Source organism: Nocardioides sp. 1609 (assembly GCF_004522105.1).
Lineage (GTDB): Bacteria > Actinomycetota > Actinomycetes > Propionibacteriales > Nocardioidaceae > Nocardioides.
In genome coordinates this window covers 257506-271719 of the sequence record NZ_SPUJ01000004.1, presented here as the reverse complement: position 1 = coordinate 271719, position 14214 = coordinate 257506, and the positions used below count along the sequence as shown (strand labels likewise).

The window sequence follows — 14214 nt, the reverse complement described above, 5'->3', positions numbered from 1 at the left end:
TCCTCCGGCGCTGGTGCGACGCACCCCGACCCACTGGCGTAATCGATCGACATTCGATAGGTTGTCATCGTCTCCCGACCGAAAGGCATCGACATGGGATCGATCACCACCACGCTGCTCCGCCTCGTCCTGGCCTGCGGGCTTGCCGGCTCGCTCGTCGTCCAGGCGGTCATGGTTCCGCTGCTCGCGGTCGACCTCGAGGGCGCGGACGCCGCCGTGCGCTGGCCGGTGGTCGCCATCGTGCTCCTCGGCATCGTCACGATCCAGGTCGCGATGGTCTGCGTCTGGCGCCTGGTCACGATGGTGCGCGGCGACACGGTCTTCTCCGACGCGGCGTTCCGCCTCGTCGACGTCCTGATCGGCTCGATCGCGGCCGCCGCGCTCCTCGCCCTCGCGCTCGGCGTCGTCCTGGCGCCGGGCGAGGACGTCGCTCCCGGGGTGGTGCTCCTCCTGGGCGGCCTCGGCGTCCTGGTCGCCGGCGCGGCGCTCACCGTCCTCGTGATGCGCGCGCTGCTCGTGCAGGCCACCGCCATGCGCACCGAGCTCGAGGCCGTCATCTGATGGCGATCGTCGTCGACATCGACGTGATGCTGGCCCGCCGCAAGATGAGCGTCGGCGCGCTCGCCGCCCGGGTCGGCATCACCCCGGCCAACCTCGCCGTCCTCAAGAACGGCCGCGCCAAGGCCGTCCGGTTCAACACGCTCGAGGCGCTGTGCGAGGTGCTCGACTGCCAGCCGGGCGACCTGTTGCGCTGGGAGCAGGACTGAGTCGCCCGCGCGGCCCGGCGCCGACCGGCAGGCTCCCCGGGCGGCCGGGGAGACCCGCACGGGGACCAGCGTCAGCGCTGGACCAGGACGACGACCACCGCGACCAGCAGGAACACCGTGATGGTGCCGAGCACCCACCACCACAGCGGGATGCTGCGCTCCGGCTCGGCCGCGGGCGGCGGCGGGGCGACGACGACCGGCGCGGGGGCGGGGGCGGGCGGGGGCGCGACCGGGTGAAGGTCGCCGCCGCAGCGCAGGCAGAGCGACCCGGTGATCGGGTTGGCCTCCGCGCAGTGCGGGCAGGCCAGCGAGCCGACGGTGACGCGGCCGCCGGTGCCGGGAAGACGGCGCAGCGCCTGGGTCGCGGACTCGGCGTCGCTGAGCACCAGCTGGGCCGGCGTCCAGAAGAGCGGGAAGTCGCAGCGCGGGCAGAAGTCGTGCGACTCGCGCCGGTTGACGGTGATCTCGGCGACCGCGCCGCACTCGGGGCACGTCACCGACCGACCCACCGCGTGCGTGGACTGCTCGTACCCCTCGGCCACGACCGGGACGACGGGGAGACCCTGGGTCTGCGTGGCCGGCGGCTCGGGGGCGGCCGGCTTGACCGGCCCTCCCAGACCCTCGCCGGGGTCGGCCTGCCCGTCGACGCGCATGGTCACCATTCCTCGTCCTGTTCGGAGTTCCACACCTGACGGTCCGCGACCCAGAGCTCGGCCGTCACGTGGGCCGGGATCTCGTCGCGCACCATGTCGACGAACGCGGCCTCGTCGAGAGAACCGGTCCGTGCGACCCGCATCCGCACCCACGCCGTGTCGTCGGGCACCTCACCCGCCCGCCAGATCCCGCCCCCCTCGACGACCTCGGCGGACGAGCCGCTGAGGAGCTCGAGGAACGACGTAAGCCCGGCGACCGTGCCCCTCGTGGAGAGGGTGCGAGCCGCGGTCGCCACGATACGGCGCCGCAGCGCCTCCGGCATGGAGTTGTCGAGCTTGTCCACCCCGATCCACGACCCGAGCCAGGCGATCGAGCTCTCCGGCGCGATCGTGAGGTCGACGGCGTGCTCGACGCCGTCGGCGTCCTCGAGGAGGGTGCTGCCGAGCTCCTGGAAGATCGAGACGAACCGGACGAAGAAGTCGTGGCTGAGCATCTGCACCGGCAGCTGGCGCAGCATCCAGTCATCGGGACGGCGCGGCGTGCGTGGCCGGGTCAGGCCGGCCGAGGCGACCTTGACCAGGGCACTCATCGCACCACCACCTGGTGCGAGGCCGAGAGGAACAGCGACTGGCGGTCGAGCCGGATGACGTCCTTGGCCGCGCCGAGGCGGCGTCCGGTGCGCAGGTCGTACTCGAACAGCAGCGCCTCCTCCACCCGCTCGACGCCCTCGACCGACTCGAGCAGCTGGGTGACGGTGGCGACGTTCAGGTCGGCGTCGAAGGGCCAGCCGGCGCCGTCGGGCCCGCCGAGGAGCGGGTTGACGAACCGGGCCAGCGCCTCCGCGGCCCGCTGCTTGACGATGCCCTGGGGCCGTCCGGGGGCGCCGTGGACGAGCGCGACGACCGAGACGCCCTGGTAGAACGGCGTGGTCACCTCGACCGCGGTGCCGACGACCCGGTGGGCGTCCAGGTGGTCGGTGATGGTGGCCATCAGCTGCTGGGAGATGGCGTAGTCGTCGATCGTGTGGCCGCTGGGCTCCCCGCGCACCTCGGGGACGACGAGCAGCTGCACCGTGCCGTTGCCGCGCCGGGCCGAGCGGCACCGGGCGCGGGCGACCGCGGGCGAGGCCTCGATGGTGAGCCGCTCGTAGTCCTGGGCGGTGACGGCGCGCTGGCCGGTGCGCAGGGTGAGCGGGCCGCGGATCTTGGCCTCCTCGACGCTCTCCGCGTCGACGCCGCCGGTCGCCGGCAGCAGGTTGACCACGCCGCTGACGAACGGGACCGTCGAGCGCAGCAGGGTGAGCGTGCGGGCGCCGACGTTGCCGCGCGAGCCACCGCCGTGGCGGTAGCCGCTGACCTCGATCATCGCGCCGTCGCGAGGGATGTCGCCGTGCTGGCGCACCGACCCGTCGGGGTAGCGCACCCGCGGGCCGAACTGGATCTCGCCGTCGCTGTCGTTCCACACGTAGTGCCGGTCGCGCGGGGTGGAGCCGGAGAAGTCGGCGACCTCGGTCCACTCCTGGACGTCGGTGCCGTCGACGACGCGGACCACCTCGTCGCCCCGGCGCGGGAGGACGGGGCGGTGCGAGACCGAGAAGCGCTGCGCGGCGCCGCCGTCGCTGCGGCCGACCTGCTCGCCGGCGGCCTCCTCCGCGTGCTCGGCGCGCACCGTGCCCCCCAGGGCGGAGACCTCGATCCGCTGCACCCGCGGCGAGGCCTGGTAGGTGGGCCGGCCGTTCGCCGTGGGCAGCAGCCGGGCCCGCAGCCAGTACGCCGACTGGTTGCCGACGCTCATCGGCTGGTGCTCGACGGGGACCATCAGCACGATCTCGCCGGCCCGGTTCAGACCGCCGGTGGTGTCCTCGTAGACCTCGGTGGCGAGCCAGCCCTCGCCGTTCCAGACCTCCCAGGCGATCGGCGGGTTGCGCGGGTCGACGCCGATGCCCTCGGCCTGGGCCTCGACGGCCAGGCGCAGCACCATCCCGGCCAGCGAGTCGCGGAAGCCGAGGCAGAACGTGTCACCCACCGTCATCGTCGAGGAGGCGAAGACGCGGGCGCCGACGGTGCCGAAGCGGAGGTCGTCCCACACGTCGGTGACCGTGCCCTCCACGGCGGTCGACACCTTGGCGTGCTCGAGCCTCGGCGGCGCGATGACCAGCTCGTCGACGGTGGAGAAGACCACCGAGTCCACGGCGGCCGACGTGGTCGACACGGTCATCACCTCGGTGGCCGCGGGCACCACGACCGCCGACTCCAGCACCGCGGAGAGCCAGAACGTGAGGTTCGTGCTGGCCACCGACGGCGGGAACGGCTCGATCCCGACCATGTTGAGGAACTGCGTGTAGAGCCGGTCGGGCACCTGGTTGACGCGGTAGAGCACCATCTCGCTCATCCACGCGAACAGCTCGATGAGTGCGACGCCGGGGTCGGAGACGTTGTGGTTGGTCCACTCCGGGCAGAAGCGGGGGATCATCCGCTTGGCCTCGTCGACGATGTCCTGGAAGGTGCGGTCGTCGAGGGACGGGCTCGGCAGGGGCATGGCTTCGGGTGTCCTGACTGGGCTTCGCGACGGCTATTCGGCGTCGTGCGGGATGACGTAGAACGGGTAGACGAGGTTGCGGCGGTCGTTGGTGGAGCGGACGCGGTAGCCGATGTGGATGTTGACCAGGGAGGACGAGGAGTCGTCACCGACGCTGGTGACCTCCTCGACGGTGATGCGCGGCTCCCACTGGGCCAGGGCGTCGCGCACGGCCTGGTTGATCAGGCCGAGCAGGTTCGCGGTGACCGGCTCGAAGAGCAGGTCCCAGATCCGGCAGCCGAACTGGGGCCGCATCAGCCGCTCCCCCGGCGCGGTCATCAGCACCATCTCGATCGAGCGGTCCAGCTCGGGGACGCCGTTCGACAGCCGGATCGAGCCGGTGTGGTCGACACCCAGCGGCCAGCCGAAGCCGCGGCCGATGAACGACGTCTCGTCGCCGGGCCCACCCGGCACTGCCAGCTCGCTCATCAGTTGATCGCCACCAGCGCGCCCTTGAGGGTGAGCGGGCCGCTCGCCTCGACCGAGGCCAGGCCGTCGGCCTTCACCTTCACCGAGGCGCCGCCGACCTCGGTGCCCGCCGTGCCCTTGATCGCGACCTGGCCGTTGGCGGTGACCTTGATCGCCGCCTTCGCCTTGATCTCGATGTTGTTGCCGTCGAGGGTGATGTCGCCGTTCTTGGCCAGGATCACCTTCGCCTGACCGTTCGACAGGGTGATCGGCAGCCCGTCGGAGATCACCTCGACCTCCTCGCCGGAGATCTTGATCTGGTGCTTCTTCTCCTTGTGCTGCAGCAGGATGTGCTGCTCGCCGGGCTGCTCGCCGTCGGCGAGCTCGACCATGTGACCGAGCCGCGAGGTGATCCGGCGGTACTTGATCTTGTTGTTGTCGACGGCCGCGCCGCTGCCGACCGGGAGGGTGTTCTTGGCCGAGAAGAGCCCCCCGAGGACGACGGGACGGCGGGTGTCGCCGTTCTCGAAGGCGATCAGCACCTCGTCGCCGACCTCGGGGTAGAAGAGCATCCCGCGGTCCTTGCCGGCGCCGAGGACTACCATCCGCGCCCAGGCCGACTCGACCTGCTCGGAGACGGCGGAGTACTTCACGGCGATCCGGCCCTTGTTGTCGGGGTCCTTGAGGTTCGTGACGACCGCGGCGAGGACGCCGCTGACGGCCATCCCCGAGTCGGGGGGCGGCGTCCCGAGCAGGTCGACGAGGCCGGCAGGGCGGACCGGCCCGGCGGTGAAGTGGGTCCGGAACCCGGCGGAGTGGCTGTAGACGTGCTCGAGGCCGGTGACGAGATAGGAGCCGGACGCCGGACCTGCGTTCGAGATCTTGACCTTGTCGTAGAGCTTGATCCTGGAGTTGATCGCGCCGCCGCCCTTGGCGACGACGGCCGCGGAGCTCGCCTCCGCGAACCGGGCCTTGGCCATCGTGCCGGCCTCCCCCGCGTCGAGCGCGGGCGCCGCCAGGATGACGTCGGTGGCGCCGCGCGAGGGGCGCGCGTCGCGGCCGGCGGCCTTGGCGACGAAGGCGGACTCCCCGGTGACGCTCGTGGTGTGCTCGCCGCTGACGACCGCCTGCTGGTCGGGGTTCCAGCCGCGCACGACGACCTGCGCCGGACCGGTGTTGGTGGCGCGCACCGAGAACGACGTGAGGTCGTCGGTGCCGAGCGCCAGCGGCACCGTCGCGCCCGCGGTGCCGACCGGGACGACGTTCAGGGCCACGCCCTCGACCCACCACGCGAGCCCGGCGCGGGAGCAGATGGCGTTCAGGAAGGCCAGGTTGCTCCCGGTCTGGAGCTGGTAGGGGTGCGCCGGGTTGGTCGCGGGCACGGTCCCCATCGAGAGGCCCGTCTCGCCGACGATCTTCCTCACCACGTCGGTGTAGGTCTGGTTGAGGAACGTGCGGTTCTTCGTCGAGCCGTTGAGCCGGCACGCCCGGTCGTCGACGGTGACCACGAGCACGGGCGTCTGCCCGGCCGCCTGCTCGAGGACGACGCCGGTCACCTCCCCGATCATCAGCTGGTTGCCCCCCGCGGTGATCTCGACCTCCACGCCCATCGCGAACTGCTGGGACGTCGACAGCGCGAACCCCCGGTCCCGGAAGCGCAGCACGGTCCGACCGGACAGGCCGACCGCGAGGTCGATCCGGATGCTCGAGAGCAGGTCCAGCCACGTCGACTGCAGCGGGCTGCCCTTCACCTTCACGGTGGGCGCGACGCCGAGCTCGGCACCCATCAGTTCTCCAGCCGGGGGATGTCCAGGATGGTGCCCGGACGGACCGCGAGCGGGTCCTGCAGACCGTTGGCGTCGGCGAGCATCCGCCACCGGGTGGCGTTGCCGTAGTAGCGGGCGCTGATCCGGTCGAGCGTCTCACCGGGCAGCACCCGGTGCGTGCGGTGCGGCTTCGGCGTGCCGGAGGTGGGGTTCTGCGGCCCGAAGGCCTGCGACTCCTCGTACTGCCGCAGCTCCAGCAGCATCCGGGCCCGCAGCGGCACCCCCGAGGAGGAGAAGTAGGTGAACGTCAGGCGCAGGTCCTCCACGACGGCGGTGAAGGAGTGCAGGTCCCCCCAGTGGAAGGTCAGCGTCGGCGGTCGCAGGTTGTTGGAGGTCTCGTCGCTGCCCGGCAGGTTCGGGTCGACGTCCATCAGGCCCAGGATCTTGCCGGTGTGGACGCTGACCGGGGTGCCGTCGGAGGTCGTGTCGAAGACCAGGTCGAGGCGCATCCACCCGGACGTGGCGCCGGCGTACTGCAGCGTCGGGACGCCCTTGCCGGGCATCGGGTTGGAGGTCCAGTTGTTGCGGCGACCGACGCTCAGGGTCTCGGGGTTGTAGAGGCACGGCACCTTCGCGCCGCCCTCGATCTCGAGGAACGCCTTCTCCAGCTCCGCCATCAGAACACTCCCCAGTCCTGGCGCCGTCCGCGCCGCTCGAGCTCGTCGACCACGCGGGCCTCGATCCGCTCGACGACGGCGTCGACGAGCGCTTCCATCGCGTCCCCGGGAAGGGCGCCGGCGTCGGCGGCGGCGGTGTTGACCGCGAAGCCGCGGTAGCCGTCGTTCGACGTCCACCCGGTCATGTCCTCGGCCGGCGTGATGCTGCCGCCGCGCTGCTCGAGCTCCCAGCTCTCGCGGCCCTGGCCGAAGAAGTCTGGCGCGTTGCCACCGGGCATGGTGGGTCCTCCCTGGTCGAGCAGTCGCCGGACGACGCCGGCCTGGGCGTCACCGAACAGGTGGGCGGTCGAGGAGAGCAGCGAGCCGCCGGCCGGGGCGCCAGGCGCGACCGGCGCGGCCGTCGCGGACGGGGTGCGGCGGACGACGTCGGCCCGGGCGGACGCCGGCACCGGCGGCGCGGCGGCCGCCGGGCGGGCCGGGCTGAGGCTGACCCGCGGCGGGGCGACCGTCATCCGGCGCAGCAGGCTCGGGTCGGGCGTGGCGGCGCCGGGTGCGCCGGGTGCGCCGGGTGCCGCCGGCGCGCCGGGCCGGCCGAGGCGGGCCACGGCGGGAGCCGCCGGGCCGGTCGGGCCTCCCGGGCCGATCGGCATGCCGCCCGCCCGGGCCACGAGCGCGACCGCCTCCGCGGTGCCGGACGCCGGGTGCCGGCCGAGCGCGGGGACCTGGGCGCCGAGACCCGCGCGGCGCACGTCGGGGGTGGCGGCGGTCGTGGCGTCGGTCGCGGCGTCGGTCGCGGGGGCCGGCGGGGCCGCCCACCGGAGCACGGTCGGCCCCGACGCCGCGGCGCCGGCGCCGCGGGAGCTGCCGGCGGCGCGGGAGCCGCCGGCGCCGCGGACCGAGGCCGCGGACGGCGTGGACGCGCGGGCCACCTGGCGACGGATCTGCTCCGGGGCCGACCCGCCGCGGGCCCGACCCGGGCGCCCACCGGCGCCGGACCGGGCTCCGGCTCCGGCTCCGACCAGCTGCGGGTGGGAAGGCGAGGCGCTCGCGGTGGCGGGCCGGATGTCCTCGGCGGTGCCGAGCGCGGTGGCCAGCGGGTGGCCGGCGTCGACGCCGTACCGGGTGGAGCGGCGCACGGAGTAGAGGTCGCCCATCGCGACCGACGTCGCACCGACGCGACCGATCGAGGGGGCGATGGTCGGCGCGGTCACGGGCGCGGTCGCGGGCGCGGTCACGCTCACGGGCACCGGGACTGCGGCCGGTCCCGTCGTCCCGGGGACGGCCGCTCGACCCGGCGTGGCCCGAGCGCTCGGGGCGGGCACCTCGACCGGCGATACCGCGGGGGTGGTCGGCGTCGCGGCCGCGGACGACGCCGCGCCGGCGGCGAGGCCGGGCGCCTGCCGGCCCACGACGGCCGAGCGGCGGACGTCGGCGGCGGGGGCGATGACCTGGTCGGCGCCCCACAGCCGGCGGACCGGGCGACGGGTGCTCCGCGCGAGCCCGGGCGTGGCCGGTGATCCGGAGGGCAGCGGACCGGTCGACGTGCTGGGCGACGCGGCGGCGGCGACGGCGTCCGGCGGGGAGCCGGCGGCGCCGGCGGCGGCACCCAGGGGTGCCGCGCCGAGCATGCGGCGCAGGACGCCGCCTGGCGCCCGGCCGACGCCGCCGCCCTGGGCAACCGGCGCGGACGGAGCGGACGGAGCGGCGGCCGGTGCGGCTGCGGGGGTGGGGTCGACAGCGCGCGGACCCCGCCGGTGCGCACCCGGGGACGCCGGGAGACCCGGGGTCGCCCCGGGTGCCGTGGCCGGGTGCGCGCCGGGCGCAGGGGCCGGGGCGGCGGACGGGGCGGCGGACGGGGCGGCGAGCGCGGGCGAGCCGGCGGTCCCCGACGACGGGGCGGGTGACGACACCGACGACGAGGTGGGCCCGGCCGTCGAACGGCGCACGGTGCCGCCGGCCTGACGCATCACCGGGCTGGACGCCGTCCAGCGCTGTCGCCGCGCGGCGCCGACAGCGGCACCGGCAGCGGCGCCGGCAGCGGCACCGGAGGCCGGGGCGGCGTAGGCGCGAGCGATGAGGTCGGGCCCCGCGGCGCGCACGACCTCGCCGTCGCGGACCGCGCTGCCGAGCGCGCGCTGCTGGCTCGAGGGCAGGCCGGTCGCCGCGGCGACCGGCACGCCGGCGCCCACGGTCGTGGCTGCGGTCGGGTCTGTGGTCGTGGCTGCGGTCGCCGGCGCGGGAGCGACGGACCCGACGGCGGGTGCGGTGCCGGTCGAGGCCGGGGTCGCGAGCGGGGTGGGGACGGTGGGCGCGGAGGCGGCCACCAGTCCGGGGGCGGTGGAGCGCGAGCGCGAGCCCGCGGTGCTCAGCGCCATCCCGGCCGAGCGTCCGGACTGCCGCATCACCAGGCTGCCGGCCGACCACACGTCGCGGCGCGAGACGCCCGGTGGGGTGGCCGATCGGCGGATCAGGGACGGCGCCGACGCGGCGACCGTCCGGGTGTCGCGGACGCCGCTGTCGAGCGCCGCGCGACCCGCGACCAGCGGGGCCGACGCGGTGGTGTGCGTCGCGGCCGCGGCGGGGGTGCGGCGGACCATGGCCCCGAACCGGCCGGGACCGGAGCCGAGCTGCCACGACGCGCGGCGGACCGGGGGCAGCGCGGGCGCCCCCGCGCGACCCGTCGCGGCGGCGGCCGCCGAGGACGGCGCCGGAGACACCGAGGACGACGCGGTGGACGCGGAGGACGACGGAGCGGGCGACGAGGTAGACGTCGGCACCGCGGCTCCGGACGGCCCGGCGACCGGACCGGACGGCGGGGGCGGCGTGCTCGGGCCGGGGCCGCCGGACGGGCCGCCGGACGGGCCGCCCGAGGGACCGGGAGCGGGAGGTGCCGCGGGACCCTCGCCGAGGTCGGGGCCGTCGGTGCGGGGCGGGCTGGTGGGTCCGGGGCTCGCGGCGGCGGACGGCGTCCGCCGCACCGGGGGCGCCGGGTCGGGCGGCGGCGCCGCGACGCGACGGGTGGCCTGGAGCCGGGAGAGGTCGCCGGGGGTGAGCATCGGGCCGGCCGCCTGGACCTCGACGTGCCGGCGCACCTGGGCGACCTGGGCGGTCAACCCGCCGACGATGCCACCGGGCGTGTAGGTGTCCTGCTGGGGCACCGAGTGCGCCGCGCGGGGCAGCCGGCGCTCGGGCAGCGCCTCGACGTCGAGCGGCCGCGACGACGTGAGCCAGCCGGGTCCGGGGGTCGGAGGTCTCGACTCGGCTCGCTGGCGCTCGCCGGCTCGACCAACGGAGGCGGGGGCGGCCTCGGAGGCGGGGGCGGCCTCGGTCCGTCGCACCGTCGGGACGGACCCGGAGGCGGGGGCCTCGGTCCGTCGCACCGTGGGGGCCGACTCGGAGGCGGGAACCTCGGTCCGTCGCACCGTGGGGGCGGACTCGGAGGCGGGGGCCTCGGTCCGTCGCACCGCGGGGGCGGAACCGGGGGCCGGTGTTGTGGACCCGGCTCGACCGACGGGGGCAGGTTCCGCTGGTCGAGCCGCGGGGACGGAGTCACCGCGTGTCGAGACCACCGCAGGCCCGGTCTGACGGAAGACGGGGCGGGGGTCGACGACGTCCGCGACGTCGTCGTCGACCGGGCGCGGCACCCACCAGCGCGGCGGACGGACGCCGGGGCCACCCGGGTCCGGGCCGGCCAGCGCACGCCGGATGTCGATCGGGCGCGAGGTGGCGGCCGCGAAGCGGGAGACGCCGGAGGCCAGCGAGCCGATCCGGGACGGCAGCGGGCGCCCGACCGGCGGACCGGGCAGGCGCAGGCGACGGCGCACGGCACCGCCCAGCCACGGCGCGGGCGGGGGCGGGGAGTCGGCAGGGTCGGCCGGTGCGTCGGTCATGTCGGTCATCTCGGGGGTCCGGGGTCAGGCCTGGGTCTTGGCGCGGAACCCGTGGTGGGCGATCTCGAGCTCTTCCTCGAGCGCGTCCTGGCTGGCGACGGAGAAGTCGGGTCCCTTCCACCGTACGGGGAAGACGTCGATCAGCTCCCAGGCGCGGAGCCGGGTGCCGACGTGGTCGATGGCGGTGACCGCGCCGGTCGAGCGGGTCAGCTTGTTGCCCGAGCTGGCGAACCCCTCGCCCGAGCTCTTCTGGAGCCACTCGAAGAGCGCGTTGCTGGAGGTGACACCGCGCTTGAACACGATGTTCGGCCAGGTCATCCGGCCGGGCACCCGGTGGCTGAAGCCGTTCTGCCCGCCCTCGCGGAACTCCTCGACGCCGACGGTGACCTGCAGCCCGTACAGCTCGCGGAAGACGCCGATCTCGACGCCGTCCAGCTCGAACAGGAACCGGTTCGCGGTGGGGATGTCCCCGCCGAGGGGATCCTCGGCGGCGCTGCCGCTTCCGCCGCTACTGGCCATACTCACGCACCACCTGCCAGGCTCGTTCGTTCAGGGAGACGACCGCGCGCACCATCCGCACGCGATCCATGTGCTCGAGGTCGAGCAGCTCGTCGAGCGGCCAGTGCAGGTGGTAGGCCAGGTAGGCGATCTCCTGCCACAGGGCGTCACTCGGGTAGCGCATCATGCGGCGGTGCTCCTGTCCCGACGCACGCTACGACGAGCGACGCGGCAGCTCCTCGACGCTGTGCCGCAGGCTGGGTCGCTCGGACACCTGCTCCGAGACACCCGTCGAGCCGGCCGGGGCCGCAGGAGCGACCGCGGCGTCCGCGGGCTCCGCCCCGGCACCCTCGGCGGCCGGAGCCGCCGCGGGGGCCGGGGACGGAGCGGGCGAGGACGACCCGACCAGCGCACTGGACTCCTGCGCCGCGATGAGGGCGTCGAACTCCTCCTGGTTCCCGAAGTTGATCACTCCGTAGAAGTCCTGGAGGAACGCGAGGTCGACCGCGAACAGGCCCTCGATGACGTACGAGTTGATCTGCTCGAGCGAACCGAGGCGGGTGACCACCCTGGTGAGCACCAGGATGGTCAGCCTCGGGTCGTCGGGACCCTGGACCGTGGGGTCCCGCAGCGGCGCGAGCTCGTCGCGCGCCGTCGCGAGCCGCATGACGCCCTTGCGGTGCAGGGTGCCCTCGTCGTCCACGTAGCCTCGCGGCAGCGTGAACTCGTACGTCGTGCGCAGCGAGCTCACTTGACGCGGTCGAGCCGCTCGATCACGAGGGTGATGGTCTCCTTGACCGCCTCGTTGGAGTCGGTGCTCACGGCGTCCGTGGCGATCTTGCTGGGCCAGCCCTTGGAGAAGTTGAACCGGCCGACCTCGGCGTAGGCGCCGTCGTAGAGCACGATCGAGCCGTCCTTGCGGGTGGCGGTGCGGGCGGTGCCGCCCATGCCCTTGTCCCGGATGTCCTTGAACCACTTCCAGATCGGGTCCGACATGGCGTCCATCGGCGCCATCCGGGTGATCGTGATGTCGGCGGCCTTGTTGATGTTGCCGCGGGTCTTGACCATCTCCGAGCGGCCGGTCTTGCCGACCTGCTGGATGGAGACGACGTCGGCCTCGACGTCGAGGCCGGAGACGCCGGTGAGGATGATGTTCTCGCCGGCGATCTCCAGGTAGAAGTTCTGCGCGACGATCGGGTCGGTCGCGATGAGAGACTCGTTGGGCATCTGCTAAACCACTTTCTCGGTGTGGGTGAGGGGGACGGGCACCGGCGTCAGCCGGCGACCTGCTTCTTCTGGCTGATGCGGAACACGACGAACTCGGCGGGCTTGACCGGCGCGATGCCGACCTCGACCACGAGCATGCCGGCGTCCACGGACTCCGGCGGGTTCGTCTCCGCGTCGCACTTGACGTAGAACGCCTCGTCGGCCGAGAGACCCGACAGGGCGCCGGCCGTCCAGAGGCCACGCAGGAAGCCGCTGACGGTGCGGTTGACACCTTCCCAGAGCGCCATGTCGTTCGGCTCGAAGACGGCATACTGGGTGCCCTCGAGGATGGTCGACTCGACCATGTTGAACAGGCGGCGGACGTTGATGTAGTTCCAGTCGGTGTCCGAGGCCAGGGTGCGGGCGCCCCAGATGCGGATGCCGCGGGTGCCGAACGGGCGGATGCAGTTGATGCCGATCGGGTTGAGCAGCGACTGCTCGTTCTGGGTGACCGAGCGCTCGATGTCGAGGACGCCGCGCATGGTGTCGTTGGCCGGGGCCTTCCACACGCCGCGGGTGTCGTCGGTGCGGGCCCAGACGCCGGCCACGTGGCCCGACGGGGGGATCAGGATCTCGGTCTCGCCGTTGGTCGGGTTCGGGTTCTCGACCTTGACCCAGGGGTAGTACAGCGCGGCGTAGGCCGAGTCGTACATGGCCGTCTCCGAGCGCCACTCCTTGACCTGCTGCGGGTTCATGCCGGGAGGCGCGTCGAGGACCGCCATCCGGTTGCCGTTCTGCTCGCAGTGCGAGATCAGGGCGGTCTGGACGGCCTTCCAGAGACCGAGGTCGAGGCTGCCGTCCTCCTTGGTGGCCGCGGTGACGAGGTCGGGGACGATCACCATGGTGACGTCCTCGGCGACCGCGAGGCCGTTGATGCCGGCGCGGGCCGACTCCGAGCCGGCGAACTTCTTGCCGGTGACGGGCACCGGGATCGGCGCGGCCTTCGAGAGGCTGTAGGTGCCGGGCTTGACCAGCTCGAGCTGGCTGGCGACGTCGGCGTCCTCGGCGAGGTCGAGGTCGACCTTGACCTTGGTGGAGGTCGCGTTGACCTTCGTGGCGACGTTCGAGTCACCCTTGTCGAAGCTGAGGCCGGAGAACTCCTCGACCGCGACGCCGTTCTCGATGATCGTCATCGTGAAGGTCGGCTGCGCGTCGTCGTCGTCACCGGCGTCGTCCGAGGTGACCTGGACGGCGATGTTGGCGTCGGGCTCGACGCTCGTGACGGCAACGGGCAGACCCAGGGACCGGTCGGCGGCCGGGAGGGCGGCCGTGGCCGGCTCACCGGCGGGCTCGGTGTTCGGCACGCGGCAGATGTAGGCGATGGAGCCGCCGTTGGCGAAGTAGCCGTAGACGGAGAGCGGGAGCATGCAGCCGGGCGCGAAGCCGCCGTACAGGCTCTCGAACTGGGTCCAGCTCGTGACCAGGCGCGGGGCGAGGCCCTGCGGGTCCAGCGGGTCGTCGGTGGGTGCCAGCTCCGTGAAGCCGACGAACGCGGCGACAGCGGTGGGGGCGGCCGAGAGGATCTTCTGAGAGGACGGGACCTCTTCGACGTACACACCGGGTGCGGTGTAGGTAGGCATGGGTTCTCCGCTTCGTGGCTTCGTGGCTCGTGGGAAATTCGGGGAGGGCGACGGCATCACGCCCGGGCAGACACGTTCTGACAAGTCGAATCGTGGTCCGGTCGGGCGGGCCCCGGCGGGTAATCGCGGAA

Annotated in this window: 14 protein-coding genes; 2 read left to right on the top strand and 12 right to left on the bottom strand. The window is 73.8% G+C overall.

What is annotated here, in order from left to right; translation table 11 throughout:
* The first annotated feature begins 93 nt into the window (after positions 1-93).
* A complete protein-coding gene (locus tag E4623_RS11605; protein WP_134766703.1) occupies positions 94-561 on the top strand; it encodes a DUF2975 domain-containing protein in 468 nt (155 codons plus the stop codon).
* Positions 561-767 (top strand): helix-turn-helix transcriptional regulator, encoded by a 207-nt coding sequence (locus E4623_RS11600; RefSeq protein WP_134766702.1) that lies wholly within the window; start codon positions 561-563, stop codon positions 765-767. The genes E4623_RS11605 and E4623_RS11600 overlap by 1 nt, the downstream gene beginning before the upstream one ends.
* A 71-nt stretch (positions 768-838) precedes the next feature.
* Here the strand turns inward: E4623_RS11600 and E4623_RS11595 are convergent, their stop codons facing one another.
* Genes E4623_RS11595 through E4623_RS11545 form a run of 12 tightly spaced genes read right to left on the bottom strand, consistent with a single transcriptional unit; the run spans position 839 to position 14083 of the window.
* Complete coding sequence (locus tag E4623_RS11595; RefSeq protein WP_167736585.1) at positions 839-1420, bottom strand: hypothetical protein; 582 nt, start codon at positions 1418-1420, stop codon at positions 839-841.
* Positions 1421-1422: 2 nt separating this feature from the next.
* Positions 1423-2010, bottom strand: coding sequence for a phage tail protein (locus tag E4623_RS11590; protein ID WP_134766700.1), 588 nt, complete (start codon positions 2008-2010; stop codon positions 1423-1425).
* Positions 2007-3959, bottom strand: a complete 1953-nt coding sequence (locus E4623_RS11585) for a putative baseplate assembly protein (protein ID WP_134766699.1) — start codon at positions 3957-3959, stop codon at positions 2007-2009. Before E4623_RS11585 ends, E4623_RS11590 begins: the two co-directional genes overlap by 4 nt.
* A gap of 33 nt (positions 3960-3992) precedes the next feature.
* Entirely contained in the window at positions 3993-4427 is a 435-nt protein-coding gene (locus E4623_RS11580; RefSeq protein WP_134766698.1) for a GPW/gp25 family protein, read from the bottom strand.
* Positions 4427-6193, bottom strand: coding sequence for a phage baseplate assembly protein V (locus E4623_RS11575; RefSeq protein ID WP_134766697.1), 1767 nt, complete (start codon positions 6191-6193; stop codon positions 4427-4429). The genes E4623_RS11580 and E4623_RS11575 overlap by 1 nt, the downstream gene beginning before the upstream one ends.
* Positions 6193-6849, bottom strand: a complete 657-nt coding sequence (locus E4623_RS11570) for a LysM peptidoglycan-binding domain-containing protein (RefSeq protein WP_134766696.1) — start codon at positions 6847-6849, stop codon at positions 6193-6195. Before E4623_RS11570 ends, E4623_RS11575 begins: the two co-directional genes overlap by 1 nt.
* Positions 6849-10739, bottom strand: a complete 3891-nt coding sequence (locus E4623_RS11565) for a hypothetical protein (RefSeq protein WP_134766695.1) — start codon at positions 10737-10739, stop codon at positions 6849-6851. Before E4623_RS11565 ends, E4623_RS11570 begins: the two co-directional genes overlap by 1 nt.
* A gap of 24 nt (positions 10740-10763) precedes the next feature.
* Positions 10764-11258 carry a phage tail protein gene (locus tag E4623_RS11560; protein WP_134767102.1) on the bottom strand — a complete coding sequence of 165 codons (495 nt, stop codon included), beginning with the start codon at positions 11256-11258 and terminating at the stop codon, positions 10764-10766.
* Positions 11248-11424 carry a DUF6760 family protein gene (locus E4623_RS22625; protein ID WP_167736569.1) on the bottom strand — a complete coding sequence of 59 codons (177 nt, stop codon included), beginning with the start codon at positions 11422-11424 and terminating at the stop codon, positions 11248-11250. The genes E4623_RS11560 and E4623_RS22625 overlap by 11 nt, the downstream gene beginning before the upstream one ends.
* 27 nt (positions 11425-11451) lie before the next feature.
* Entirely contained in the window at positions 11452-11988 is a 537-nt protein-coding gene (locus E4623_RS11555; RefSeq protein ID WP_209020640.1) for a hypothetical protein, read from the bottom strand.
* The gene (locus E4623_RS11550; protein WP_134766694.1) at positions 11985-12464 is read right to left on the bottom strand and encodes a phage tail protein; all 480 of its coding nucleotides are present in this window, start codon (positions 12462-12464) and stop codon (positions 11985-11987) included. The genes E4623_RS11555 and E4623_RS11550 overlap by 4 nt, the downstream gene beginning before the upstream one ends.
* A 47-nt stretch (positions 12465-12511) precedes the next feature.
* Positions 12512-14083 carry a phage tail sheath subtilisin-like domain-containing protein gene (locus tag E4623_RS11545; protein ID WP_134766693.1) on the bottom strand — a complete coding sequence of 524 codons (1572 nt, stop codon included), beginning with the start codon at positions 14081-14083 and terminating at the stop codon, positions 12512-12514.
* Between the last annotated feature and the right edge of the window lie 131 nt (positions 14084-14214).